The sequence below is a fragment of the Azoarcus olearius genome, assembly GCF_001682385.1.
Lineage (GTDB): Bacteria > Pseudomonadota > Gammaproteobacteria > Burkholderiales > Rhodocyclaceae > Azoarcus > Azoarcus olearius.
Map to the genome: position 1 here is coordinate 1085395 of NZ_CP016210.1, position 25723 is coordinate 1111117.

Consider the following 25723-nt stretch of genomic DNA (forward strand, 5'->3'; position numbering starts at 1 on the left):
CGGTTCTGATTCCCATCCCCGAATTCAAGGAGTTGAAGAATGGCTGCTAAAGAAGTCAAGTTTGGCGATTCCGCCCGCGAACGCATGGTTGCCGGCGTCAATGTGCTGGCCAACGCCGTCAAGGTGACCCTGGGCCCGAAGGGCCGCAACGTGGTGCTCGAGCGCTCGTTCGGCGCCCCCACCGTGACCAAGGACGGCGTGTCCGTCGCCAAGGAAATCGAACTGAAGGACAAGTTCGAGAACATGGGCGCGCAGATGGTCAAGGAAGTCGCTTCCAAGACCTCCGACATCGCCGGTGACGGCACCACCACCGCCACCGTGCTGGCCCAGTCCATCGTCCGCGAAGGCATGAAGTTCGTCGCCGCCGGCATGAACCCGATGGACCTGAAGCGCGGCATCGACAAGGCTGTCGTCGCCACCATCGAAGAACTGAAGAAGCTGTCGAAGCCCTGCTCGACCAACAAGGAAATCGCCCAGGTCGGTTCGATCTCCGCCAACTCCGACGCCGACATCGGCGGCATCATCGCCCAGGCGATGGAGAAGGTCGGCAAGGAAGGCGTCATCACCGTCGAAGACGGCAAGTCGCTGAACAACGAGCTGGACGTCGTCGAAGGCATGCAGTTCGACCGCGGCTACCTGTCGCCCTACTTCATCAACAACCCGGACAAGCAGGTTGCCATCCTGGAAAACCCGTTCGTCCTGCTGTTCGACAAGAAGATCTCCAACATCCGCGACCTGCTGCCGGTGCTGGAACAAGTCGCCAAGGCCGGCCGTCCGCTGCTGATCATCGCTGAAGACGTCGACGGCGAAGCGCTCGCCACCCTGGTGGTGAACAACATCCGCGGCATCCTCAAGACCTGCGCCGTCAAGGCCCCGGGCTTCGGCGACCGTCGCAAGGCCATGCTCGAAGACATCGCCATCCTGACCGGTGGCCAGGTGATCGCCGAAGAAGTCGGCCTGACCCTCGAAAAGGCTACCCTGCAGGACCTCGGCCAGGCCAAGCGCATCGAGATCGGCAAGGAAAACACCATCATCATCGACGGCGCCGGCGAAGCCTCGCGCATCGAAGCCCGCGTCAAGCAGATCCGCGTGCAGATCGAGGAAGCGACCTCCGACTACGACCGTGAAAAGCTGCAAGAGCGCGTGGCCAAGCTGGCCGGCGGCGTTGCGGTGATCAAGGTCGGTGCCGCCACCGAAGTCGAAATGAAGGAAAAGAAGGCCCGCGTGGAAGACGCCCTGCACGCCACCCGCGCTGCGGTGGAAGAAGGCATCGTCCCCGGCGGCGGTGTTGCGCTGCTGCGTGCCCGCGCCAGCCTGGCCGGTCTGAAGGGCGACAACCACGACCAGGACGCCGGCATCAAGATCGTGCTGCGCGCGATGGAGCAGCCGCTGCGTGAAATCGTTGCCAACGCCGGCGACGAGGCTTCCGTGGTGGTGAACAAGGTTGTCGAAGGCTCCGGCAACTTCGGCTACAACGCCGCTACCGGCGAGTACGGCGACATGGTCGAGATGGGCGTGCTGGATCCGACCAAGGTGACCCGCACCGCGCTGCAGAACGCTGCTTCCGTCGCCAGCCTGATGCTCACCACCGACTGCATGGTCGGCGAGCTGGCTGAAGACAAGCCCGCCGGCGGCATGCCGGGCATGGGCGGCATGGGTGGCATGGGCGGCATGGACATGGGTATGTAATGCCCAGTCCGGTGGCGGCGGTTGCCGCCACCCGCAGTTCGACGGCCCCGCTTCGGCGGGGCCGTTGTCGTTTACGGCGCGGCACAGGCGGGCATGGGCGCATGCGGCCTGACGTGGGATAATCGTTGCGAGGGAAAAAAGGCGGCAGGGAGTCGTCGCAGGACGATCGACTCCCTGGAACGTCGCAAACCGGACGGCGCGGCGTTCCCGAAGACCGAGTAAAAGGAGAACAGCGGAACGCACCTTAGGCGGATCCGCTTACACGCAACTTACATCCAAAGCTCTATGCGCATTCTTCTGGCGGAAGACGACCCCGTCATTGCCGACGGCATCGTGCGGGCGCTCAAGCGCGGGGGGTACGCGGTGGATCACGTGGGCAATGGCGCCGAAGCCGACACCGCGGTGGCGTCGCAGCCTTTCGATCTGCTGATCCTCGACCTCGGCCTGCCGCGCCTGCCCGGCATCGAAGTGCTGAAACGGCTGCGGGCGCGCAAGTCCGCGCTGCCGGTGCTGATCCTCACTGCGCAGGATGGCGTCGAGGACCGTGTCCGCGGGCTCGATGCGGGGGCCGACGATTACCTGACCAAGCCCTTTGCGCTGCCGGAACTCGAGGCGCGGGTGCGGGCACTGACGCGGCGCGGCACCGGGCAGCCGCGCTGCATCGAAGTGGGGAACCTGAGCTACGACCAGGCCGACCGCGTGGTAAAGATCTGCGGTCAGGTGGTGGAGTTGTCGGCGCGTGAGATCGGCCTGCTCGAGGTCTTCATCCTGCGTGTCGGGCGCCTGGTCAGCAAGGACCAACTCGTGGATCACCTGTGCGGCTGGGGCGAAGAGGTATCGAGCAACGCCATCGAGGTCTACGTTCATCGCCTGCGCAAGAAGCTGGAGGCAAGCGGGGTGCGCATCGTGACCGTGCGCGGGCTGGGGTATTGCCTGGAAAACCCCGATGCGGCCCCGACGCAAAAAGTCTGACCGGAACAGCGCCGGCCGTCGCGTTCCCGGCCAGCCGAACTCGCTGTTCGGCGAGATCCTCGACTGGATGCTCGCGCCGCTGCTGTTTCTGTGGCCGATCTCCATCATCGTCACCCATAACGTGGCCGACAACATTGCCAACCAGCCCTACGATCGCGCGCTGGCGGACAGCGTGCGCTCGCTGGCGCGGCTGGTGGTGGTCGAGGGGGGCGAGATCTCTGTGCAGTTTCCAGGCCCGCCGCGCGCGTTTTTCCGCGCCGACCAGGACGACGCGGTGTATTACCAGGTGGCGAACCAGTCGGGCGAGACCCTGACCGGCGACCGCGAAATACCCTGGGTGCCGCCACCTCCGCGGCTGCTGGCGGAGGAGGTGCTGTTCCGCGACGAGGTGATCCACGGCGAGGAGGCGCGGGTCGCCTATCAGTTCCTCAAGGCCTGGCCCGAGCCGGCCAGCCCGCTGGTGCTGGTGCAGGTGGCGGAGACACGCAACAAACGCTCTGACCTTGCCTCGCGCGTCGTCACCGGCGTGCTGCTGCCGCAGTTCGCGATCATTCCGCTGGCCGTCGTGCTGGTCTGGGTCGGGCTGACGCGCGGCATCGCGCCGCTCAATCGCCTGCAGAGCCTGATCCGGCGCCGGCGTCCTACCGACCTCTCGCCCATCGTTCCGGCGAGCGTGCCGGAAGAGGTGCGGCCGCTGATCGTTGCGTTCAACGACATGATGGCGCGGCTGGAGGAGAACCTGCAGGCGCAACAGCGTTTCATCGCCGATGCGGCCCACCAGATGCGCACCCCGCTGACCGGGCTGAAGATGCAGACCGACCTCGCGCTGCTCGAGAACGATCCCGAACAACTGCGCGCCTCGCTCACCCACATCGCGGACAGCGCCGACCGCGCGAGCCACCTCATCAACCAGCTGCTGTCGCTTGCGCGGGCCGAGGCGAGCTTCGAGAAGCTGTATACGGTGGAGCCGGTCGATCTCGAAGCCGTTGTCCGGGAAGTGGCGCAGGAGCTGTTTCCGCGTGCGCTGGCGAAGGGAATCGATCTCGGCGTGGAGAGCAGTGGCCAGGTGCTACAGGTGGAAGGCAACAGTGTGCTGCTGCGCGAACTGGTCAAGAACCTGGTCGACAACGCGATCAAATACACCCCGGCCGGGGGCAGCGTGACTGCGCGGACCCGGGTGGCTGGCGCCCCCATCCTGGAGGTGGAGGACACGGGCGTGGGAATCCCCGAGGCCGACCGGGAGCGCGTCTTCGAGCGTTTCTACCGGGTGCTCGGCAGCGGTGCTGACGGCTCCGGGCTGGGACTCCCGATCGTGCGCGAAATCGCGGAACTGCATCGGGCCGCCGTCACCCTCAGCCCCAATCCCGCGGGGCAGGGAACCTTGGCCCAGGTGGTCTTTCCCCGCACTCACCATCCCGCCCCACCATCTATACACGGCGACTTCTTTCCGCTTGGATAAGGTGGAATAATAAATAAAATCTATTAATCCATCAGGTGGATTTTAAGAATTCTGTAAGGTATTGTTGTACAACAACTTTTGTTGCTAGGCGTAAGCACGTCGTAAGTCTCCGCCGCTAACTTGGCCTGGTCCGGGCGCAAGCTCGGCCCGACCAATAGCGTTAAAGGAGGGAGACATGCAAGACGACCTGGTAGCAAAAATCGTCGCAAATCCGAAGTACCAGCGCCTCACCAGCGCCCGTTCCAGCTTCGGCTGGCTGCTCACCGCGATCATGATGATCGTCTACTACGGCTACACGGCCATCATCGCCTTCGACAAGGAGCTGTTTCACCAGCGCATCGGCGAAGGCGTGATGACCTTGGGCATCCCCGTAGGCTTCGGCGTCATCGTGTTCACCATCGTGATCACCGGCATCTACGTCCGCCGCGCGAACGCCGAGTTCGATGCGCTGACCCAGGACATCGTGAAGGAGAGCGGCAAATGATCGGTCGTTTCGCCCGTATTTCCGGCGGCCTCGCGCTCGCCACCCTGTCTGTCGCGGCGTTCGCGGCAGGCGCCGATCTCGGCCAGGCCGAGAAGCAGGCCACCAACTGGACCGCGATCATCATGTTCGCGGTGTTCGTCGTGGCGACCCTGTTCATCACCAAGTGGGCAGCTGCCAAGACCAAATCCGCGGCTGATTTCTACACCGCGGGCGGCGGCATCACCGGCTTCCAGAACGGCCTCGCCATCGCTGGCGACTACATGTCGGCGGCGTCCTTCCTCGGTATTTCCGCCGCGGTGATGATGAACGGCTACGACGGCCTGATCTACTCGATCGGCTTCCTGGTCGGCTGGCCGGTCATCACCTTCCTGATGGCGGAACGCCTGCGCAACCTCGGCAAGTTCACCTTCGCCGACGTGGCCGCCTACCGCTTCAAGCAGACCCCGATCCGCGCCTTCGCTGCCTCCGGCACGCTGGTCGTGGTGGCCTTCTACCTGATCGCGCAGATGGTCGGTGCCGGCCAGCTCATCAAGCTGCTGTTCGGCCTGGAGTACTGGATGGCTGTGGTCATCGTCGGCGCGCTGATGATGGTCTACGTGCTGTTCGGCGGCATGACCGCGACCACCTGGGTGCAGATCATCAAGGCCTGCCTGCTGCTCGGCGGTGCGAGCTTCATGGCCTTCATGGTGCTGCTGAACTACGGCTTCTCGCCCGAAAAGCTGTTTGCCGCCGCAGTTGAAGTGAAGGCTGGCGTGGCCACGGCTGCCGGCAAGACGCCGGAAGAGGCTGCAACCCTCGGCCAGGCGATCATGGGTCCCGGCTCGTTCATCAAGGACCCGATCTCGGCGATCTCCTTCGGCATGGCGCTGATGTTCGGTACCGCTGGCCTGCCGCACATCCTGATGCGCTTCTTCACCGTGCCGGACGCCAAGGAAGCCCGCAAGTCGGTGTTCTGGGCCACCACCTGGATCGGCTACTTCTACATCCTGACCTTCATCATCGGCTTCGGCGCGATCGTGCTGGTGTCCACCAACCCGCAGTTCCTCGATGCCAAGGGCGGCCTGCTCGGCGGTGGCAACATGGCGGCGATCCACCTCGCCAACGCGGTCGGCGGCAACATCTTCCTCGGCTTCATCTCGGCGGTGGCGTTCGCGACCATCCTCGCGGTGGTGGCGGGCCTGACGCTGTCCGGTGCCTCGGCGGTGTCGCATGACCTCTACGCCACGGTGTTCAAGAACGGCAACGCGGATTCGGCTGCCGAACTGCGTGTCTCGCGCATCACCACGATCTGCCTCGGCGTCATCGCGGTTGTGCTGGGCATCGCCTTCGAGAAGCAGAACATCGCCTTCATGGTGTCGCTGGCCTTCGCGATCGCGGCTTCGGCCAACTTCCCGGTGCTGTTCATGTCGGTGCTGTGGAAGGATTGCACCACCCGCGGCGCATGCTGGGGCGGCTTCCTCGGCCTGATCACTGCCGTCGGGCTGACCGTCGTGTCGCCCTCGGTGTGGGAAGCCACGCTGGGTAACCCGAAGGGTTCGGCGCTGTTCCCCTACACCTCGCCGGCCCTGTTCTCGATGGCGGCGGGCTTCCTCGGCATCTGGCTGTTCTCCATCCTGGACAACAGCGCCCGCGCCAAGGAAGACCGTGCAGGCTACCTTGCCCAGTCGGTGCGTTCCGAAACCGGTATCGGTGCGGCTGCGGCTTCGGCCCACTAAGCAGGCAGGGCCCGGTTAGCGCCGGGCCCATGTGGAAAGAAAAAGCGGAGATCCGGTGATCTCCGCTTTTTCCTTTTTTGCTTCCCGGTCGCGTGAAGCTGGTCGGCAGCGACTCAGCCGGGCGCGTCCTCGCCGGCGACAGCCTGGAGTTCCAGCCGGTAGCCGAAGCCGCGCACGGTACGGATCAGTACCCCCGCGGGTTCCAGTCTGGGGCGGAGGCGGGAGATGTACACCTCGGCGGCATTGCCGCCGCTGTCCGCCTGCAGGCGGTCCTTCGCGACCGTACGCCCGTCCGCCGCGACCAGTGCTTCGAGAATCTCCCATTCCCGTCCGGTGAGCGGCAGTGCCTGTCCGTTGAGGGAGGCGAGCCGGCCGTCGGCGTCCAGCATGATCGGCCCGAAGCGCATCTCGTCACCGATCCGGTAGGGCCCGCGGCGCAGCACCGCGCGCATCCGCGCGGTGATCTCGGAAATCTCCGCCGGCTTGACCACATAATCGTCGGCGCCAAGGTCGAGACCGTGGATGCGGTCCTCTAGCGCCTGGCGGGCACTGATGAAGATCACGGGGGTTGTCTGCCGCCGGCTTCGCAAACGCCGCACCAGCTCGTATCCGTTCACGCCTGCGAGGTTGACTTCCACTAGGGCAAAGTCGAACGGGCTGTGTTGCAGGAGGCCGTCCGCCGCGGTGCCGTCGGCCGCAACGGTGACCTGATCGCCCCGCGTGCGCAGGAAGGCCGCAAGCGGGCGCGTGAAGCGGTCGTCGTCGTCCGCCACCAGGATGTGCATCGTGTTCTGCCTTGGGAGTGTTCCCGCATGAGGCGGAAAGCCTTCGCCGCCGTCCTTTCGAGGCCGGGAATGAAATCATGCTTGACGTCTGGCGATAGCTCACTATAATACGCGCTTCTTTGGCCAGTTAGCTCAGTTGGTAGAGCAGCGGATTGAAAATCCGCGTGTCCGTGGTTCGATTCCGCGACTGGCCACCAAGAATTATCAAGCACTTAGCCCAGCCCATAAAGCTGGGCTAAGTGCTTTTTGTGCCTTGTTCTGACGTTTTTCTGTCAAACGGGCCGGTGGCCGATGGCGTTTGCATGCGCTCCAGTGCGCACTTGCAGCGCATGTCGACGGTTCATCCCCACCGTGTGCACCTATACGCAACTCCAACTTTCGTGGAGTTGCTCATGTATCTGTTCATAGCCCTTTTCATGACCCCTTCCGAGGCACTTGCCTCGAAAGGTGGACGCCATGGCTAAGCCTTTCCAGGAAGGCGTCGGCTGGGCCTTCCGGATACGGATCCGGGGCGAAGCCCTCTACCGATCCGGTTTCAAGAGCAAGACCGAGGCTGCGCGTGCGATGGATGCGCTCAAGGCCGAGCGCTGCGCTGCGCCCGCACAGTCCGGACGCGGTGCGCATCGCACCAGTGTGGGTGTGGCGTTCTCGGATTATGCGAGGGAGCGCCTGCCGTACCTCAAGGGTGCCAGTCAGGACGTTCGGCGCATCAATCGCTACCTGCGGGCGCTCAGGCTGCCCGTCATCGAGCTCGCCCCGGTGACGCTTGTGAAAGAGGGCAAGCGTGTCTATTGGGACGTCACCTTCGTCGAAGAGCCCGTACGGGTCATCCCGGCATCGCTCACCGCGCACCGGCATCGCCTGGGCAAGGAGAGCGCGCAGAGCGATCGGGCCCGCAAACACCTGGCCGGCACGATGATGGCCGATGTGACGACGCATCACGTCCAGGCTCTCATCAACGCGTTACGTGCAGAGGGGAAGAAGTCGGCGACCATTCACCTCGAGCGTTCAGAGCTGCGCCGGTTGTTCAAGCACGCCAGCGCCGTGTGGAAATGGCGACGCCTGGGGGGGAATCCTGCCGGTGCCGAACTTGATATGCCCGCGGTCGAGGCGGGGCGCGACCGGGTCGTCACAAACGAAGAGTGGCAGAAGGTCTCCGTGCACCTGGCGGCCTATCCCAACCCTTACGCGGCACCGCTCGCCTGTCTGATGCTCGAGACCGCCATGCGCTCGTGCGAACCGCTGGTGCACCTGCGCTGGGGCGACATCGACTGGCGGCAGCGTGTGCTCACGCTGCAGGATGCGAAAGCCGGCGGTCGTAAGGTGCCTCTGGGGCCGGGTGCCCTGCACGTCCTGTCGCAACTGAAGAAGTATGCGTCCACGCCTCCGCTGCCCGACGACAAGGTGTTTCCGACGACCTACGAGGCGGTCAAGAAAGCATGGGCGGTGTCCTGCAGAAAGGCGGGTTTGACGGACGTCGGGCTGCATGACTTGCGGCACACCTCGGCGACCCGCTTTGCGCTTGAGTTCGAGGGCAATCTGCCGGTGCTGATGGTCATCACGGGTCACAAGACGGCCCAGATGGCGATGCGGTACGTGAACATCCAGGCGACGCAGGTCGCGACGATGATGCACAAGGAGCCATTGCCCGTGGCGCACACGGCGGCCGGCTACGAAATGGGTGTGACGGCAGCGATGGACGCGGCGCTCGAGGCGCGAGCACACGCCTCGCTTGAAACACCCAAAGGGACTCGCGGTCTGGAGCCGGAAGCGCCTGTCGGCGCCGAGGGCTTGGGAGGTGCCCGTGTGGCTGAGATCACTTCGGCACCCAGGCCGGCGGCTGGCGCTCGCTCGGGCACCATCATCCCGGTCGACTTCCGCAGGAGGGCCGCATGATGGCAGGCGCTGCGCATGTGCCTTCGGTCGAGTTGAAGACGGTCGAGTTCATCCTGGGTGCTTCGGAAGCGCCCGCATCCCGTGCGGTGCATCTGCGCCATCACGGATTTCGGGTGTCGCTCGAGTACGAGCCCGAGTTGTCGGTGCCAGGCGTTGGTACCTTCAAGGACGTGTTGGTGATTACGGACGTCTACGTCCCGCCGCGCTATCGCCGGTACGGCTGGTTCCGGGCCTACCTCAAGCTGTGTGGTTTGCTCTGTGGCGAAGCACTGATCGTCGATGAGCTGTACGGGCCGGTGCGTGATGCGCTCATCGGATACGGCTTTGTGCCTGTGCCCGGCGACGCAGTGATGCTGAGTAAGCACTCCCCTTTGAACGCGTCCTGGAGGCCGAGATGGCACACCTGATTCTGGCGGAAACCACTGCGACCGTCTCCGAACTGAAGCGCAACCCCATGGGTACGGTTGCAGCGGGGGAGGGCATGCCCGTTGCAATTCTGAATCGCAGCGCGCCTGTGTTCTATTGTGTTCCTGCAAAGGCCTACGTAGCGCTGATGGACCGCTTGAAGGACCTGGAGCTCAATCTCCTTGCCGATACGCGTGCCAGCCAGCGCGTTACCCGGGGGACGCTCGATGAACTATGAGCTTGGCTTCATCGATGAGGCCCTGGCCGAGTGGAGAACACTCGACGGCAGCGTCCGGGCGCAGTTCAAGACGCTGCTGGCCGAGCGTCTGAAAAAGCTGCCCGGGCCGGCTGCCAAGCTCGGGGGGCATCCGGACCGCTATGAAATAGCGCTCCGCCGGGGTGGGCACCGACTGGTCTATGAGATGCGGGGCCCGCAACTGGTTGTGGTCATCGCGGGCGGCAAGTGGGATCGCAGTGCGGTGTACAAGGTGGCGGATGGACGCTGCCCAATGGAGCGCTGACGCAAGGCTCTAGTGCAGGAAGAAGGAGAAGCCCGGGAGAGCCTATGCCTTCCTGGGCTTCTTCCGTGTTGGGCTGCAAAAGCGAACCCGTCAGTCTGCCCAGCGGCCATGAAGGCGCTCGACCGTCGATTCATGCAGTTCTTGCATGGGGCTCTGGAAACACCAACCGGAAGTTTCGAAAGTCCGTCTCGAAGGCATTACTCCGCTGAAACGCTTCGTAGAGCAGGTGTCGTGGTTGGGTGTAGTCGAACGCTGCCGTCCAGTCATGGAGGCGGACCATCGTGCGGAGGTAAGGCGTGGCGTCGGCATGGCCCGACAGGCGCTTCAGCGGCAGCAGGTAATCCTCGCGGAAAACCGTCGGCACGATGATGCGGGACCGGCCCGCAGCGCTCAGGACACAGTTCATGGCCAAGCGCGCCGTTCTCCCATTCCCGTCCAGGAAGGGATGAACCTCGGAGACGACGAACATGGTCATCAGCGCGCGGGCGAGCGGGTCCTCCAACGCCTGAATCCGATCGAACCCCTCCCGCAGCGTGCCCTGCACGCGTTCGGGGGCCACGAATGGCGTCGCGCCGGCCTGGTTGTTATGGCTTTTCCACTCTCCTGGGTGCTTGTCCGGTCGGGACTGCATGACCAGCGCATTGACACTCTTGAGCCAGTGCAGGAAGTCGTCCGCCGTGTTCGCGGGCTGATCGCGCCATGGCCCATGCATTGCGCTCTGGAAGGTCCCCAGAAGGTCGTGGGCGTCTTCCAGCCGGTTCGGGATCAGCCGGCCTTCGAATACGATCTCTTCGGCTTCGCTGACCAGAAACGTGGTGCCTTCGATGTAGTTCGAGAAGTAGGCTTCGAAGAACGCGAAGTTCTCGCGCGCGACGCCAGCTTCCGCCGTGGCGGCCACTTCCGGCAAGGCCTCCGAGCGCAGCCGGCTGAATAGCGTGTCGAACAGGGCGAGGCGGTCCGGGTCATGGGAGCGGCCGGCGGCACGTGTCAGCCCCTGCTTGCCATATCGTTTCTTGTTCTCGTCGGCTTCCAACAGGGCGCCCATGATGGCGTCCAGTCGCTTGAACTCTTTTTTTCGGCCCAGGGTGTCAGCCAGCGTGCGACAGGCATCCCGGAGTTGATTGAACCGATCCTCCCCGCGGATCGAGAGCATCTTGTCGAGCTCCGCCTCGAGCACGTCCTGGGGAAGCACGCGCTCGCTCACACCACGGCCCGCCGCCAAGTTCTCCAGCAACCAGCGAGGTTGGCTGGCGAGGAACAGGCGCTTGTAGGGTGTATCGCCTTCCACCGCGCCTTGTCCCGGAATGATCTTGATGGCGAGGCCGGGCAGCTCCAGGGTTCGCGGTCGATTGCCACGCGTCACGTAAAGGCGCCCCTCAACCGGCTTCGCGTCATGCCCGCTCCGATAGCTGAGGACGCCGCCGGGCAAAAGGTGGCTCGCAATCTTCGCCCAGTGGCGCAGTACGATCGTTTCCGGGGGGCTTGTCAGATTGCTGGTGTAGACCCCTTGGTACAGCTTCAGCAGTTGCCCCTCGGCGAGAAGCCGAAGAACCTGACGGTCTGCGGTGGGGTTGCCTTCACCGGTGAGCAGGATCTCTGGCAGCGAGATGTCGGTTTTCTGCTTGATTGCCACGTTCAAGGCCTGAGGATGTGTCTGTAATTTGTATTATTTGACAGAATTTTGTCTGAAAATTGTTCAATTCTAGCGCGCGGGATGTCGGATTCGTGTGGAATGCAGCCTGGAGGACTCAGTCGTGTTCTCCAGGCTGCATTACGTGACGAGTTGTGAGTCTCGGCTGCGCGCGCTCACCGCCACCGAGAACGTAGGGTCACCTCATAACGCGGGCTACGCAGCTGCCGCGTTCAGGCGCAGGACTGGACAGGCTCATTTCAGTGTGTCGAGATAAGCCTAGTAACGTGAGAACGAGTCGTCTCGGCGTAGATGTGCGTAGTTCTCCAGCACGGTCGTCAAGTTGTCGTTCAGGAGTTCGGCCACCGTGAGGAAGTCTCCGGGGTGTTTGCGAAGCCAGTCCGTGGCGACGAGGTGGCGCATGGCATGCGGACCGAAGCCAGGCGAGCCAGGAATGTAGCGTCGCGTCAGATGCCGCACTGTTCGGCTCAGTCCCTCCCAGATTCCGCCGTCCTCGTCACCGACCAGCAGGTAAGTACTGGCCTTACCTGCCAGCAAGGTCTCCCGGTACTCCTCAATGTACTCGTCCATCATGGGTTTGACCCAGTCCGCAACTTTGACCGAATATCCCCGGGACTGCTTGCTGTTGCCGGTCTTCAGGTGCACCGGTTGCAGTTGGATACGCCAACCTTCTGTTGGGTTTCCGCGAACTGTGCCGTGACCATTTGGCAACCAGGTGAGCGAGGTGAGTGTTCGTGCCCGCATCGGGTTGGATAGCAGAAGTGCGAGGACAAGTGCGTTCCGCTTATGTCGGGCTTCGCTGATGCTTCCAGGAGGAGCATTGGCGGCATCCTTATCGATGCGAACAATCGCGTCCCGAATCGGCTTGAGTGGATTGGGCAAGTTCAGCAGGTCCGCGATGGGCTCTTCGGGGTTGCGACTGACACCGGTTGAACTGCGGATGTAGTCGCGCAGGAGTTTATGGCTCTTTGCACACATTTCCCGCCAGGCATCGTCGCTTGCGGGCCGAAATCCCTCTGGTAATCGTATCCGGTAGACGGCGGCCTGCTGCCACAAGAACCCGGTCTGAGGGCGGAGCAGGCTGGAGACTGCGCGGGCAAAGACTTTCTGCCCGTTATGTCGAATGCCGTTTGACTGACTTGTCATCCACTGCAGGTAGCACTCGAGCGCCTGAGGGTGGGCGCACCAGGCCAGGGTTTGGGGCGGGGGTTCATTCCACGCGATGCCTCCGTTCTCCGGGGGCAAGTTGGCCAATACTCCGAGAAAAGAGCGCACTCTTTCAACGAACATGCTAGCGCTGGGACAAACCATTGCCCCGCGTTGTGCCAAGCGACTTAAGGTCAAAGAAACGGTCCTTGGGATGAGGCGCCAATGGCCGCGCGATTGACGCTCGAGGATTGGGAAATCGCTGACCTTGTAGTCGAAGAGTGCGCGCCATTCCTGTAGGAAAGGTGCGCCTAGGGCGGATTCCGGCAGCGGCAGGCTATGCTTCGGTCGCTCTGCCATTCGGAGGCGATGACTGGGTATCGTTACAGCCGTCGCTGACCCGTTCGCATGTTTTTCGACAAGATTCACAAGGGCGTCGCGAGTAAGGCCGAGCCTGACCTCAAGCCGTCGCAACGCGGGCAGCGTATCGGCGCGCGGCGTGGCGCCTCTGAGCCACCTCCACAGCGTGGTTGGATCGACCCCCGCTTGCTTGGCTAGCGTCTTGGGGGCGACACCCGTTTCGGAGATACGTAGCCGAAGCGTGGCCTCAAGGCTTTCCGGCTTGCCGGCCGGAGTGTTGCGAGCGTTAAGCGAGGCTTGGTAAAGCTTCTGAAGCCTCTGGAGGTGCAGCCTCCGATCGCGACGTGTCCGATGCGCTACGGTGATGCCGTCGAGATACTCTCGGGTTTTGGCCTCAAAGTTCCCGGCCAACTCCGTGCCGATGTTCGACTCGATGGTTTTTCCGCAGAACGCCAGGTAACCGTTCAAAGTGCTCAGGTAATTGCGGTATTGCTGGACTGCCGAGGCGGTCGGGCTGTCGTCGATGGAGAAGCTTTGCTTCAGTTTGTTGATGAGGTCGAGGTAAGGAAGTGCCACAAGGAGCTCCGGTGGGTTGGAGCCCGCAAAAACGCTGCTGAACTGTGTGACCTCGATGACGTTATCGCCAGTAACGACGGAATAACGCGAGTTTTCCAAGTTGCTGAATCCATAGTAGTTTCCTTTCATTTTTTTTCCTCCTGCGTGAAAGGCTGGAGGGCTTGGTAGCGTTATCGCGAGCCAGAGTTGTAAGGTCGTATAGCGCGCGATGGGGACGATGAGCTTGCTACGAGCCAGGAAAGTTTGTGGCGGGACTGGCTGTGCGGGCAGGCCAGTCTCCGCCGCTATTGCCGAGTGCCGTGGGGGCTCGAAGATGGGGGCTCTGCATGGAGCCGTGCTCATCAGCTGATTCTTGGTATCGCAGACTGACGAGCCCATCGGCTGGGGGTTCGTCCTGGGTGCCGTTCGCCTGCTTACTCCTCAGTGGCGTCGTTGGTCGGCCATGCCTCCCGGATGACATAGAGGCGGGTCTTGTCTTTGCTGAAGTGGTACTTGACCACCCGGCTGCACTCCGGGGTGTCAGGCTCCTTGAGCTTGTCGAGCGCCTTCACCACGCTATCCCGGAAGTTGTTCATCCTGGACTCGTAGCCGGACAGCCGGTAGAGCGTCTCTATGGGAAGCCACTTAGCCTTCTTGTGCGTCGCGTAGAAGTTGGCCAGCCAGCCACGCAAGCCATCGTAGTCGACCGCCTGACGGTCGATTGCCGTCCAGGACGACACCCCAAAAAGTTCGGCTACCGGTTCGGGCACGCACAGCAGCACGACGTTGGCGCCCTTCATCTCCTCGGCCGGGTGGTCGTCCTCAAAGCCCACCGACAGCAGCTTGGGGACCTCGATATTGAGACAATCGGAGCGCAGGCGAATCTGGGCGAAACTTAGCCGCAGCAGGCTGGCCCGGATGCTCCGGTAGGTCTTCGCGTTGTGCGTGCCTCCCATTCTGCTGGCAAACGCGTGGAAGCTAGTCCGGATGTGCCTGGGGCAGTCGTCCGTTGCCAGCGGCTGCTCGCGGTAGTAGTCCAGACAGGTGGCATAGACCTGGCGGTCGTACTGACACAGGCGGTATCCGCTGAAGAAGAAGCTGATGCCGCTGAAGGAGGCAATCTCGTCGTTGGACACCACTATGGTCCGGTCGCCGGCAAGTACTTGGTCGTTCTGCTTCTGAACCGACGAGCTCGAGGAGAAGAGAGCGGTGCGCAGGAAGACGTCGGGCAGCACCCGTGCCGTGCTCGACCAGTTCGGCAAATACACATCCTGGCCGCGGCGGGCCGCCTGCCTCATGCGGGCACTGCGCAGCTCCTGGGCGGTTGCATTGTCCGGAAGAGTCAGAACCGCGGGGGCCGGCGCAATGTTTTTGCGACTCATGCTGCTGGCGATGCGGCTTATCGTCTCCGCCGCGTTGAGTACCGTTGTCTGATAGGCCGGTTCGGCAGAGAGAGCCGCCTCCGCAGTGCTGTCGGCCAGAGCCTGGAGCTCAGTGATACGGTCGGCTTGGGTCTTACGCTTGACCATGCGGCCGCTCCGAGGACATTTGAACGAAACTCTCCATCCGCATGCGAGGCATGTCGGAAGCAGTTATCCCACGTTGGACGCAAGGGCTGTAGAACTGCTGATCGAGTTGGCTAGGGATACATGTGCTGAGCTGAGTCGTGCCAAGTGCAAGGCAGAAGGAAGTGGTCATTTCAGGGAAGCTCGATTACGGGGGGACTGTATAGGCGCAAACGGTCCGCCTGCCGTGGCGCGGGCCCCAGTTCGATGGGAGACCATCCGCTAAGAGGGGGCGAGCAGTGTCCCGGCTCGCTAGCTGGTCGACCTGAACGCGACAGGCAATTTTGCTGAACACCACAGCCTTTGTGCCTGAACTCCGCAGCAGAGAAACCTGAACTCCACAGTTCGCAGAGGCGGTCGTATCGGCATATCGACCTGCGGTGGAGGGCGTTTTTCTATGTGCATGCGCGCCTCTAACCTTTTCTAGCCTCTTTATCCTCAGGTAGCTGTCTTTGGGGCGTGGCGTTCTTCCCCTCCTTCGCTCAGGCAAGGTTGTCCTTACTTGTGTTGTGCGAGGGGGGTGGTCTTCTTGGTGAGGAGGGGGCACACGGGGTGCTGTGCTGGCGCGGAACCATGAAGGGGAGGTTTGCACCCAGGCCGGCTGACGCCGGCTTGCAGTGAGTCGTCCCACCGGCCGCCCTGGTCAGCGGTTCTTGAAGGACGGCGTCAGACGTCCGCTTCTCGACGTTGAAGTCAGCAGAACCTGCCGCAGGTTTGCTTCCTTTTGCCGCGGTTGATTGCCAATAGTGAATTGACGGGATCTACGTTGCTTAGCCACCGGCGCTCCTTTGGGTTGCGTCGATGCTTCGAATGTTCTCTCGACGGCACCATTCTAGGTGGATACGTCTAGCCATCATCACTCGGTTGGTTGCGGCCGAACGGCGAGTGGGCTGTGACCCGCAGGGGAACCTGGGTGCCAGTCGTATTCAATCATCGCTGGATGAGGTGAGTTGCCGCGAACTAAGCTGATCCTGGCTTAACGTATCGGATCAGCTCATGTGACGACGACCAGGGCTTGCTTGCAAGTTTGCCATCGGATGATTATTGAACGGCTGCTCGTCAGCGTCGACAGTTGGGTGCTCGAAAGGATTATCACGGTGCTGGAAGTTCGTTCCTTCAGCTATTGCCTTGCAGGTTGGCTGAAGTGCCATCGGGTAATGATGCCGTGGCGAGGATAACAACACCTCGTCTTGCGGGTCGGGGGATCGCGCGCGGAAGTCCTTTATCTCCGCGCATCGGTGGCTCCATCAAACGGGATTAACCTCGCGTGGCTCATGGCCTCAATGGCCAGGTTAATCCACTGCTTCATGTTGAATGAGAAATTTCAAATTGAATCCACCCGTGAGTGCAGATCGGCCAGACGCACCAACCGCGCAACGCCGTGCTTGCCCCAATATTCGCCCAGGTCATGCAGTCGTTGTGGATCTTGCAGTAGCCATAGACCCGCTTACTGGCCTCGCAGTGTTGCGCGATAGGGTCCACGGGCGCTCGCCGTCCGCCGAGCGCCCGTAGGCGAGTCGCTGCTTTCAGGCGTCGAGCCGCTCGGACGCACTGCCAGCGTCGAGTGCAAGCGACGCACCGGTGCCGTGCTGCATGGGCAGCGATGAAAACCCACTTTACGCGGATTGCTTGGCAAAGTACGCGACCGCATTTTTTTGCTGTCGCGCTCCTCGGTCACCCGTCGCAACTCCACCTTCTGTTGCCGGATCTCGTCTGCCTGGCTGTCGCTCTCGGCACGCTATTCGGTGGGAACGGAATAACGTTTATCCATTAGTGGAGGATTCGCGTGCTTCCACTGAGCCCTACCGTCGCTTCGGCAACCGGATGCCCTCGCTCGGTCACCTGCTTGACACCTTCGATCTTGAACTCGTCGGTGAAGCGCGACGGTGGCTTCTTCGTTTCCCTAAATACCTCTGTTAAGCCTCGTCGTGAGGAGAAAGGGTGTCTAGGAATCCCTGGCCAATTCAATGAGCCGTTATCAAATGGATTCGACGCCGTGTTTCAGCAAGGTGCGAATCTGTTCGCGTAGTTCTACGGGCAAGATGACCTTTACGGCAGGGACATGCCTAAGGATGTCCATCGTGAGCTCAGTCGGGTTGCTGAACGGGACCTTCAAACGGTAGGAGCCATCCGGCTCAAAGTGCCCTTGTTGCCTCTGGTGCCAAGTCTCCCGGCTCACCCAGCGCGCTTGCTCGGCGGTGAACTCGAGCTCGGCCCACTGGATGTCCTTGCCCGAGAAGATTCCGTAGCCGCCATCGAGAACGCGTGCAATTTCCTTGTCGCTCACCTCCTTGGCCGGCTCCTTGGAAAGCGTCACCTTCTTCATTGCATCCAAGGCAAAGCTGCGTAGTTCATTGCGCAGATGGCACCAGGCATCCAGGTACCAGGCTTCCCGATAGAAGGTCAGCCGTTGGGGCGAGACCTCGCGGGTGATGGTCTCGTCACGCGATTTGACGTAGTGGTCGATGACCAGGCGCTTGCGTTGAAGGACCGCTGTGGCAACGAGGGTGAAATGCTTGCCGTCGTGGACGCGCGCAGCTTGGCGATGAAAGCGGATGCGCTTTTCGATGTCGCCAACGGTCACATTGCCCTCGCCCAGGATGGTTTGCAGGCGCGCAAGCAGGGGCTCGACATGCTCGGCGAGCAGTCCTGGCTCGAGGTTGCGGAGGAGTTGCTGCATCGTCAGGAGTGCAATCACCTCCGACGAGTTGAACCAGAGCCCCGGCAACTCGTACCGAGGCCCGGAGGAGGGGGCATCGAATCGGTAGCCGCCTGCGTCGCGGTCCCAGACGATGGGGGCATTGAACCGTTCGCGCAGGTACTCGAGGTCGCGCTTGAAGGTCGCGAGAGATACCTCGAGCTCCTCGAGAAAGACCTGGACCGGAACAACTCGACGTTCGTTGAGCAAGCGGTCGATGTGGTAAAAGCGCTCGGTCCGGTCCATCAGGTCTCCTGTGCGAGAGTGCTACAGGAGAATACCCGCCTTTTGGTACAACACGGTGAGCGTTAAACGCATGTCCTGCGGCAGATATGACCAGCCGATGGCGGCAAGGTCCTCGGGAACACCGAAGAGGGCTTCGGCTACGCCGCCGGTGATGGCGGCAACCGTGTCGCTGTCCCCGTCAATCGAGATGGCGTTGCGGATGGCGTCCTCGAAGTCGGTTGCGGTGAGGGCGCAGACAAGTGCCTGCGGAACCGTTTCCTGACAGGTCTCGTTAAAGCGGTACGTCGGCCGTATGTCGTCGGGTGTGCGCTCAAGGTCATAACCGAACCGCTCGTTGATGGCGACTTTGATGTTCGCCGGGGTGACACGCTGGCGAGCGAGGAAGATGGCAAGCGCAGTCGCCTGTCCGCCCTTGATGCCCTCTGGATGATTGTGCGTGACCTCAGTGACAGCCTTGGCCAGCTCCAATGCCTCATCGACGGAGTTGGCAAGCAGCCCCGCAGGGGATACCCGCATCGCCGCGCCGTTGCCGTAGCTGTTGTAGGGCTCCACTTCGCCGCGAGCAAGCCAGCGCGAAAACATGCCGCCCCAGCCGCCGTTATCGAAGTACCGACGCCCCCAGTCCATGAGCGCGGCGCCGGGGTGACGGTCATTCACGAGTGCATCGGCTACGGCAATCGTGCAGATTGTGTCGTCCGTATAGAAGGCGTTCTCGTGAAAGAGGGGGCCGAACGCCTTCGTCTTGACGTTGTTCCACTCGTAGACCGAGCCCACGATGTCACCAATCACTGCTCCCAACATTGCGTAGCCCCTCAGTTGCGATTGATACGATGCGTGCGGTGACCCACGGTCACTACCGTGCCCTCGGTGTCGACGACGGCATAAATGTCGAGGACGGGCTCAAGGCGGCTGTAATGCTCAGCGCCAACCCTGCGCCTGATGCGCTCGCGGCTTTTGTGCGTCAGATAGACGAGCTTCGCTCCGCGCTTGTCGTACTCATGAGCTCCGAACTGCACCAGGAGCGGTAAAACGTCTTCCGGGATACCCCGTTGCTGCAAACGGCGAGCAGCGTGATGGGTCAGGGTCGTTCCAGTCATGGCGGGCCTCCAGCGGACATGATGGAGGTCATTATCCAGAGGGGATGGCTCAGAGTGTGAGCCAGTCTGAAGCCATTCTTAGTTCTCGAGTGCAAGCCTGGCCAGCTTCTCAAGAACGCTCATCTTGGAGTTGTCGCCACCGACAAGAATCCCGTTCGTCAGCGTGTGGAGATAGGTCTGGATGAGCCGGTATTCGAGCAGTCCGGTAGTGACGGGGTCGCCATCACCGGTGAAAAGCACGATGTCCCGCACGCAGGAGAGCGCGTCGCCTGACCCATTGATACCACCCTCGGGCGGCACAAATGCTCGGACGAACGGGCCGCAATCCTCTATGGCGAGCCGTCTGCCGGTGCGCTCTCCACGGACCGAACGACCACGTTTGTGCATCGACATGTAATAGGGGAGTAGATTGAACTCGCGGCCCTTCGATAGATAGCGTGCCTTGCTGCCCCGAGTGCGGCGAGCCTCAAGATGTTCGTCCTGTGAAGCCAGGGCCAATTCGATGGAAGGGTAGTCATCGTTGAGAATGAGCTTCGGAACAAAGTCGCCTGACCAGACCGTCATCCGGTGCTGGGTCTGCGTATCGATGACCCAGAACTGCCTATCTCGTATGTAGTCCTTACCATTCTCTTGCAAGAAGTCGAACTCGCTGACGAAATCGATAGCCGCTTCTTTGTCGCGCGACCAAGGTGAGCGCCGGACTTTTCTTACGGCGATGCCCTCGAAGCCAAGTGTAATGTCCAGCACCGCAACCAATTGTTTGGGCTCTCGCTTCCCCGTAATCCGAATCTGCCGCGTCGCGATGACGACCAAGTCGCAGGGAAGGAGCGCGTCCGGCATGGCTGGCGTGGGCAGTGCCTTTGCGCCAACAAGGCACTCCTTGAGAGACAACTCGACGAGGCAGCGCTTCAGGGCCTCCTTCAACTGCCGTTGTGGAGGTGACGTGTCGTCTGGTCGCAGGCTCGCGAGCGCTTGAGGCCCGTAGTCCAGGCCTTGTGACACCGTTGATACGGTGTCGCAATTTAAGAGGCCATGGAATTTTGCCGTGGTGTAGGGGTCGGCAAGCGCTCTGCCTTCCTCAAGTGCGTTGTAGGCTTCGACTGGCGTGCTCGGTTTCCAATCGCTGTGAGCATCGAGACTTGCCAAGCGAACGCTGCCGAGTTGCGGGTCTCGTGCATCGTTTAGGAACAGGTAGTTCCTGCCGGGCTGCAAGGCGTTTGGGGGCTGCGCAGCGGTTTCCACGGTCGACGCTGAAAAGTGGGCTTTCCTGTTTCCTGTCGTGTGATACGCCGGCAGGAACTCTTCCAACCTTTCAAGCGGTTTTAATGCCTCCGCCGTCAGCTCCTGCGCTGTTGCATTGACAAGAATGAGTGGCCTACACAGGTTCGCGAGTGGCTGCAGGGGAATGTATGCGTCTTCAACGTAATGGCTGGCGATGAATTTTCTGTGCTCGACTGGCACGCCCGCTTTCTCGAACAGCCGCGCAGCGAATTCGGTGACGAGGTTCAAGTAATAGAGACGAGACCGCCTCACTTTCGTGACATCCAGACTGATTCCCACCATCGGATGCTCGCGCGCGTCCAGTTCGGTGAAGTCACTAGGGGAGAGCCGAGTCGCTGCCATCAGGAAGCCTTCTCCCGCGTCAAATGGCAATGTCGCCGACGAAGCAGGACTGATGCCGCCCCCCGTCTTGCGCAGGAAGACCTTCGAAACAACGTTGCACAGCAGGAATCCAAACTTCTTGTTTATTTGGAAGCTGGCCTCGGCCAGATGAAGGGTGCGCCTGTTCGCTGCGCTAAGCGAGCCTAGGTAGGCTGCGGGCCCGAAGCCTCCTTTCACGAAGACATGCTCCGCGTCGAATGCCGCCTCTTCCAGCAGTTCCCGTTGCAGCATCAGCTCGATGTACTTCTCGGGTGCGGCGCGGACGGCCGTCAGAATGTCGGACGTACTTCGGTTTTGACGTGGGCCAAGATACCAAGCGTCGCGCCCCGCTATCTGAAATGTCAGCTTATGTGCGGAGCCTGTGTCCAACTCGAGCATTTCAGCAATGTGAGCCCTGACCAGCTTCGCACGTTCGCGGTAAGCGATTACCGAAGACTTCCCGCCAGTGAGCTTTCGCGCTATCTCGGCCACATTAACGGTATGGGGGGCAAGTAGAGCGTCTCGCTCCTGCTCTGCCCAATGAGCCAGGCGTGTCGCCACCTCTTCAATCGGACAGCAGAACTGAATCGAGTTGAGGCGCGCGACGGCGGCGGATTCGTCAAAGCGATGGATTGTCATACTGGGAGAAGTCCTCAGTGGCCGAGCAATGCGCTTGCGAGGTTATGGTTCTGCATCCATCCGTGCATGCCAGATATGTTAGGGACATACAGAGACATGAAACGAATGCTGCCGCGTTCAGGTCGCTTCACCGAGTACTTCAGCGCGCCGTATAAGTTTACGTAGAGCGCATGTACCGTTTTGTCGGGGAGGAGCTGCGTCAGCCGGGCATGCTTCTTCTCGGCTTCGGCCAGGAGTTCATCGCGCTTCATGCTGTCGGTCGAGCGAGCCCAGTTCTTCATATCGACCGCCACCACGACGTTGTCGCGGGTTTCGATGTAGTAGTCGAAGAGTTGATACAGCTCAGCCCTAAGCGGGTGACCATCCAGTTGCACGAAGCGGAGGTGGTTCGAGTCAGGTTCTGCTGCGTCTGGCCTGATGCCGAACTGCTCATCGACGAAGGCTTCGAACTCCAGCTCCGCAAGGTAGCCCTTCATGATTTCCGTGACGAACCATGGTTGCGGGACCAGCTTCCGCTTGCCCGCGCCGGTATCGATTTCGAAGCCGTTCCGACGGTTCAGGAGTTTCTGCGCACCGTTCGATAAGGCTGAAATCAGCCCTTCGGGAGCGACCATCGAGACCCAGTCATACACGTCAGCCCCGTCTGCCGCGTCGGTGATGATGGTTTCGAAGATGCCTGCCATCGCAGCCTCACGTCTGTAAAGCTCTGCTGTATGGGGAGTCTGGAGATAACATCCATCGATGTAGGCAGCGGGGACGCCGGCGGATGGCAGGCGGTCGAGGTACTTGGCCGGCGCAGTGAACATGTCTCGGTGAAATAGGGCGGACCATGCAGTTCGAACTGCTTCGTCAGTTCGAAACCGCTTGGGCTGTGCACTCGTGAAATCGCGGAAGCGCAATGCCAGTTTCAGACTCTCCTTCACGTGGCCTGCGCGTGCTTGTTCGTTCTCGAACAGTAGGGTCTCGGCGTTATGCCGTTCCAGCGCAGCCAGTACGGCACGTTGGGCGGGAGAAGCCCTCTCGCGTAGCGCTGAGGCATGGCGAAGCCCAAGGTGCACCATCCGAGCGGCTTCCGAGCTCAGGAATATCGCCTGCACGCGCATGGATTGGTGCGGTCTGCGCTCACCCCGGCCGAGCGCCTGGAACACCGTTCGCGTGATGTCGACTAAATGCTCCTTGCGCAGGCGCTGCCAGCGGGTCCGCGCATACTCGTAGAGCAAATCCTTGCGGGTCATTCTCGTCCAATCGTCGTTTTCGTCCCGGAGTACCTGCGCAAAGCTTTGGAACATCTCCATCGAAAACCCACGCGTACCGGGTCGCGTGTGTCGAGTGTAGTAAGGGTCGTTGAGTAAGCAGAACAGTTCGAAGTCTCGTTCTTCGCCGTCCTGACGCGTGATGAAGTTGATGCCGCGGGAGGCTGAGGCATATGCGGACCAAAGAAGAACCTTCTTCGTCGATATATCCAGCGCCGCAGTCAGTTCGTCGTTGAACTGTCCGACATCGTCGGCTTCTTCGATAGCCCCGGTTTTGTCCCTGTCGATTCGGCGAAAGCGCGACGCCTTGTAAAGGATGAGGGTGATGCTCTCCGTCTCGCCAAACTGCTTGTAGCTGGGCAGCGCCTTCGGGTGGATGACAAAATGGTTGCCGGTATCATCGAGCTGCTCGATGAATCCGGACGACCTGTTCGCCAGCCGCACCAGACACTTCTGCGCATGCTGAAAGGTTTGGCAGAGCACTAGTCCGGAACGCACGTCAGTTGAGAGCAATCTGTCCAGGCTGGCGACCAAGCCGGCTATCTCATTCTCCTTGTGCCGATTGAGCGGGGCATAGCCCGGCTCGCCTCGCTCGGGGCGCGCTTCGTGAAAGGTCTGCAAGAGGCCCTTGAATCCCTTAGAAACGTTGAAGCGCTGCTCCGGCTTCGTATCGTCAAGAATCACAACGTGTCGGTCGCGTCTTTCCAAACGCTCTTGGGCTTCCCGCGCGACGATTTCCAGCTCGTGGGCTGTCATCTCACTGAATACCCCACCCTTCGCTTCCAGGGCCCGCCGTAGCTGCGCGACATTGAATGCGCCGCTTGAGATGCTCGACAGCCCCCCCGTTGCGCTCATCAGGAATACGCCGCTATTGCGCCCCAGCGCATTTACGATGTCCTCCTCGGGAGAGGCTTTGAGCGACGTGATGGTCAGTGTCAAACATACATCAGCCGTGAGGTTGTATTCGTCTGCTTGATGGCGGCTCTCCTCTAGGGTGACGACGTTCTTGATGTCGCTATAGAAGAATTGCTCGCTGATGACATCGCCGGCCTGCGTTTCCGCGTGTAACCCGCCCCCGGCAATCGATGCCTTGAAGAGCCGGCGAACGTCGTTCCGGAAGCGAGAAAGGTTGGGGTAGCGCTCTACGTCCTCAGCAGTGAAGTCGATGGCCTCCTCTCCGTCTGGCGCCACCAGAACCCGTGCGATGAAAAGTATCAACTCCAGATAGTTGAACAGGCTGTAGGCAGTACTTGGCGCCCGGGCATCATGATGGTGCAGACGCACCGTCTGATATGCCGTGTCGGGCAGGAGCTCGACGCGCCGAAGAAACTCCGTGTCCATCACCGAGCTGGTGTCGTTGAAGAAGGTCTGGCAGGGCTGCTCCAGTACTTCGCCGTAGGTGGAGCGGTTCATCGTGAAGTACTTCTTGTCGCAAGCAAGGCTGCAAATGAAGCGAAACCGCTCGTAGGCGCTCATGCCTTCGGGCGTTTGCTCCGTCACATAGGTGAGCAGCTTGGCGAGGACTTTGGCCTTTTGCCGGAAGCGCCTGAATCCGTTGTGAACATCGTTCTTGTCCAGTAGCTGCTGCAGCACGAGGAGTAGTTCGCCGTCGTCGAAGCGCTGGGCGGTCGCGGGACGCTGTTGCTGCAACACGCTGCGGAAGATGGATACTCGGCGGGCGTCGACGACGAAACTTGCCCGCGTGCGTTGTTTTTCGCACTGAAACTCCCGCTCTACGGCCTCGGCGACATCTGCGAAATCCTCAAGGTGTTCGAGAACCTTCGCTGCCATTGCTTCTCCACGCGGCCTCGAGTGCTCAAAGGCGAGCGGCCACTTCAGGTCGAAGAATGTGAAGAACTCAGTGACGACGATGTTCAGGTCGTTTCTCCCCTCGGAGTTCACGACCGACTTGCGCTGGTCGAACAAATACCAATATGCATCCTCTTCTTCGTCGACAAAGGTCACTACGCGTGGCGTCTCCGTGCCTCCTGAAACCAACTGCCCAAGCTTGCTCTGGTCCCGATTGAGTTCCTTGAGGAACAATGGAAGGTTCTCGAACCGACGCCAAACGCGCCGACCACGCGCTTCATCGATGGCGAAGACGGTATGCTCGACCTGGGCCTTCGATGCCGTGCAGACGATGACGCCGGGCGCGTCAAGAAAGGCTTGCAGTGGGTGCAGCCGCAACACCATCTCGGCCACCGGTTGGGGCGAGAGGTAGCGCTCCTTGGCGTTGTTGCGTTCGCGGCTATCGATGTCCAGGCGAATGAGCTGACGGGTGAGGCTGTCGGCGATGCTTCTCGTCCGACGTGCGGCCTTCAGATATGCATCTCGGGCGTCTCCGTAGGCATCGTCGGAGGGGCTCAGACGCCAGAACTGCGAATCTCTGCAGGTGATGCACTTTGACCGAAGCTCCGCTGCCCGAGCGGCGTAACTCTTTTTCGGGTCTCCTGTCCCGTCTGAGCCATCGAGCAATTTCTCCACATGGGGGTGTGCAGATAACCACGCCAGTAGATTCAAGGTGGCGGCGAAGAAAGTTCGGTCGTTGACGTGGTAATCGACCGAGTATAGGCGATACACAGGCAGGTCCGCGTTGCATGCGCGGAGGGTCGCCTCTACATCGTCGGCATACTCGCGTTCCCCCTTGGCGTGCCTGTTGAGGTCTTCCACGAAGCCGGATACCAAGGAGTGCAGTGGAGCGATAAAGACCGGAATGACGTGGTGCTTGCGCTTCAGCTCTGCGGCGAATCGCGCTGCGTTGTAGGTCTTCCCGAAGCCCGTGAACCAGTTCAACAGTTTGATGAAGGGTCGGTTGCCGGCCTGCCGGAAGGGCTCATGGAAGCCCAGCTCATAAATGGGGTCTGTCAGCTTTGGGGGGGTGGGTGACACCATTTTGCGGCTCTCCTAGTCGAGCTTTCTGCGTCGGCGTTTCTTCCGATTCGCATA

Annotated in this window: 18 protein-coding genes and 1 tRNA gene; 10 read left to right on the plus strand and 9 right to left on the minus strand. The window is 61.3% G+C overall.

Features of this window, described 5'->3' with window-relative positions; translation table 11 throughout:
- Positions 1-39: 39 nt before the first annotated feature.
- The 5 genes from groL to dqs_RS05190 all read left to right on the plus strand — a co-directional run bounded on the left by groL (position 40) and on the right by dqs_RS05190 (position 6319).
- The gene (gene groL, locus dqs_RS05170) at positions 40-1689 is read left to right on the plus strand and encodes a chaperonin GroEL (protein WP_011764708.1); all 1650 of its coding nucleotides are present in this window, start codon (positions 40-42) and stop codon (positions 1687-1689) included.
- A gap of 285 nt (positions 1690-1974) precedes the next feature.
- The gene (locus dqs_RS05175) at positions 1975-2661 is read left to right on the plus strand and encodes a response regulator transcription factor (protein ID WP_011764709.1); all 687 of its coding nucleotides are present in this window, start codon (positions 1975-1977) and stop codon (positions 2659-2661) included.
- Complete coding sequence (locus dqs_RS05180; RefSeq protein ID WP_065339856.1) at positions 2636-4120, plus strand: sensor histidine kinase; 1485 nt, start codon at positions 2636-2638, stop codon at positions 4118-4120. The genes dqs_RS05175 and dqs_RS05180 overlap by 26 nt, the downstream gene beginning before the upstream one ends.
- Positions 4121-4295: 175 nt before the next feature.
- Positions 4296-4604 carry a DUF485 domain-containing protein gene (locus tag dqs_RS05185; RefSeq protein WP_065339857.1) on the plus strand — a complete coding sequence of 103 codons (309 nt, stop codon included), beginning with the start codon at positions 4296-4298 and terminating at the stop codon, positions 4602-4604.
- The gene (locus tag dqs_RS05190; RefSeq protein ID WP_065339858.1) at positions 4601-6319 is read left to right on the plus strand and encodes a cation acetate symporter; all 1719 of its coding nucleotides are present in this window, start codon (positions 4601-4603) and stop codon (positions 6317-6319) included. The genes dqs_RS05185 and dqs_RS05190 overlap by 4 nt, the downstream gene beginning before the upstream one ends.
- A gap of 113 nt (positions 6320-6432) precedes the next feature.
- Here the strand turns inward: dqs_RS05190 and dqs_RS05195 are convergent, their stop codons facing one another.
- The gene (locus dqs_RS05195; protein WP_065339859.1) at positions 6433-7104 is read right to left on the minus strand and encodes a response regulator transcription factor; all 672 of its coding nucleotides are present in this window, start codon (positions 7102-7104) and stop codon (positions 6433-6435) included.
- Between the two features lie 121 nt (positions 7105-7225).
- On the opposite strand from dqs_RS05195, the gene dqs_RS05200 reads away from it, so the two are divergent.
- The 5 genes from dqs_RS05200 (at position 7226) to dqs_RS05220 (ending at position 9926) form a co-directional block, all read left to right on the plus strand.
- Positions 7226-7301: transfer RNA gene (locus dqs_RS05200), tRNA-Phe, on the plus strand.
- Positions 7302-7560: 259 nt separating this feature from the next.
- Positions 7561-9000 (plus strand): tyrosine-type recombinase/integrase, encoded by a 1440-nt coding sequence (locus tag dqs_RS05205; RefSeq protein WP_065339860.1) that lies wholly within the window; start codon positions 7561-7563, stop codon positions 8998-9000.
- On the plus strand, positions 8997-9407 hold the full coding sequence (locus tag dqs_RS05210; protein ID WP_065339861.1) for a hypothetical protein: 411 nt from the start codon (positions 8997-8999) through the stop codon (positions 9405-9407). Before dqs_RS05205 ends, dqs_RS05210 begins: the two co-directional genes overlap by 4 nt.
- Positions 9395-9643 carry a type II toxin-antitoxin system Phd/YefM family antitoxin gene (locus dqs_RS05215; protein WP_065339862.1) on the plus strand — a complete coding sequence of 83 codons (249 nt, stop codon included), beginning with the start codon at positions 9395-9397 and terminating at the stop codon, positions 9641-9643. The genes dqs_RS05210 and dqs_RS05215 overlap by 13 nt, the downstream gene beginning before the upstream one ends.
- Entirely contained in the window at positions 9633-9926 is a 294-nt protein-coding gene (locus dqs_RS05220) for a type II toxin-antitoxin system RelE family toxin (protein WP_065339863.1), read from the plus strand. Before dqs_RS05215 ends, dqs_RS05220 begins: the two co-directional genes overlap by 11 nt.
- Before the next feature lie 130 nt (positions 9927-10056).
- On the opposite strand, the gene dqs_RS05225 is transcribed toward dqs_RS05220, so the two are convergent.
- The 8 genes from dqs_RS05225 to dqs_RS21015 form a co-directional block, all read right to left on the minus strand.
- Positions 10057-11559 carry a Fic family protein gene (locus dqs_RS05225; RefSeq protein WP_065339864.1) on the minus strand — a complete coding sequence of 501 codons (1503 nt, stop codon included), beginning with the start codon at positions 11557-11559 and terminating at the stop codon, positions 10057-10059.
- Positions 11560-11835: 276 nt separating this feature from the next.
- A complete protein-coding gene (locus dqs_RS20660; RefSeq protein WP_157108146.1) occupies positions 11836-13788 on the minus strand; it encodes a site-specific integrase in 1953 nt (650 codons plus the stop codon).
- Between the two features lie 284 nt (positions 13789-14072).
- On the minus strand, positions 14073-15167 hold the full coding sequence (locus dqs_RS05235; protein ID WP_065339866.1) for a hypothetical protein: 1095 nt from the start codon (positions 15165-15167) through the stop codon (positions 14073-14075).
- Between the two features lie 2014 nt (positions 15168-17181).
- Positions 17182-18147 carry a helix-turn-helix transcriptional regulator gene (locus tag dqs_RS05240; protein WP_065339867.1) on the minus strand — a complete coding sequence of 322 codons (966 nt, stop codon included), beginning with the start codon at positions 18145-18147 and terminating at the stop codon, positions 17182-17184.
- Positions 18148-18168: 21 nt separating this feature from the next.
- Positions 18169-18948 (minus strand): ADP-ribosylglycohydrolase family protein, encoded by a 780-nt coding sequence (locus dqs_RS05245; RefSeq protein ID WP_065339868.1) that lies wholly within the window; start codon positions 18946-18948, stop codon positions 18169-18171.
- An 11-nt stretch (positions 18949-18959) separates the two neighbouring features.
- On the minus strand, positions 18960-19244 hold the full coding sequence (locus tag dqs_RS05250; RefSeq protein ID WP_002923872.1) for a hypothetical protein: 285 nt from the start codon (positions 19242-19244) through the stop codon (positions 18960-18962).
- Positions 19245-19322: 78 nt separating this feature from the next.
- Positions 19323-21524 (minus strand): hypothetical protein, encoded by a 2202-nt coding sequence (locus dqs_RS05255; protein ID WP_065339869.1) that lies wholly within the window; start codon positions 21522-21524, stop codon positions 19323-19325.
- Positions 21525-21538: 14 nt separating this feature from the next.
- Positions 21539-25669: a hypothetical protein gene (locus dqs_RS21015; RefSeq protein ID WP_221405620.1), complete on the minus strand. Its 4131-nt coding sequence runs from the start codon at positions 25667-25669 to the stop codon at positions 21539-21541.
- Between the last annotated feature and the right edge of the window lie 54 nt (positions 25670-25723).

What these genes read in the sequence shown, in the direction of transcription:
- groL (WP_011764708.1), top strand. Translation starts at nt 40, where the DNA reads ATGGCTGCTAAAGAAGTCAAGTTTGGCGATTCCGCCCGCGAACGCATG.
- dqs_RS05175 (WP_011764709.1), top strand. Translation starts at nt 1,975, where the DNA reads ATGCGCATTCTTCTGGCGGAAGACGACCCCGTCATTGCCGACGGCATC.
- dqs_RS05180 (WP_065339856.1), top strand. Translation starts at nt 2,636, where the DNA reads ATGCGGCCCCGACGCAAAAAGTCTGACCGGAACAGCGCCGGCCGTCGC.
- dqs_RS05185 (WP_065339857.1), top strand. Translation starts at nt 4,296, where the DNA reads ATGCAAGACGACCTGGTAGCAAAAATCGTCGCAAATCCGAAGTACCAG.
- dqs_RS05190 (WP_065339858.1), top strand. Translation starts at nt 4,601, where the DNA reads ATGATCGGTCGTTTCGCCCGTATTTCCGGCGGCCTCGCGCTCGCCACC.
- dqs_RS05195 (WP_065339859.1), bottom strand. Translation starts at nt 7,104, where the DNA reads ATGCACATCCTGGTGGCGGACGACGACGACCGCTTCACGCGCCCGCTT.
- dqs_RS05205 (WP_065339860.1), top strand. Translation starts at nt 7,561, where the DNA reads ATGGCTAAGCCTTTCCAGGAAGGCGTCGGCTGGGCCTTCCGGATACGG.
- dqs_RS05210 (WP_065339861.1), top strand. Translation starts at nt 8,997, where the DNA reads ATGATGGCAGGCGCTGCGCATGTGCCTTCGGTCGAGTTGAAGACGGTC.
- dqs_RS05215 (WP_065339862.1), top strand. Translation starts at nt 9,395, where the DNA reads ATGGCACACCTGATTCTGGCGGAAACCACTGCGACCGTCTCCGAACTG.
- dqs_RS05220 (WP_065339863.1), top strand. Translation starts at nt 9,633, where the DNA reads ATGAACTATGAGCTTGGCTTCATCGATGAGGCCCTGGCCGAGTGGAGA.
- dqs_RS20660 (WP_157108146.1), bottom strand. Translation starts at nt 13,788, where the DNA reads ATGAAAGGAAACTACTATGGATTCAGCAACTTGGAAAACTCGCGTTAT.
- dqs_RS05235 (WP_065339866.1), bottom strand. Translation starts at nt 15,167, where the DNA reads ATGGTCAAGCGTAAGACCCAAGCCGACCGTATCACTGAGCTCCAGGCT.
- dqs_RS05240 (WP_065339867.1), bottom strand. Translation starts at nt 18,147, where the DNA reads ATGGACCGGACCGAGCGCTTTTACCACATCGACCGCTTGCTCAACGAA.
- dqs_RS05245 (WP_065339868.1), bottom strand. Translation starts at nt 18,948, where the DNA reads ATGTTGGGAGCAGTGATTGGTGACATCGTGGGCTCGGTCTACGAGTGG.
- dqs_RS05250 (WP_002923872.1), bottom strand. Translation starts at nt 19,244, where the DNA reads ATGACTGGAACGACCCTGACCCATCACGCTGCTCGCCGTTTGCAGCAA.
- dqs_RS05255 (WP_065339869.1), bottom strand. Translation starts at nt 21,524, where the DNA reads ATGACAATCCATCGCTTTGACGAATCCGCCGCCGTCGCGCGCCTCAAC.
- dqs_RS21015 (WP_221405620.1), bottom strand. Translation starts at nt 25,669, where the DNA reads ATGGTGTCACCCACCCCCCCAAAGCTGACAGACCCCATTTATGAGCTG.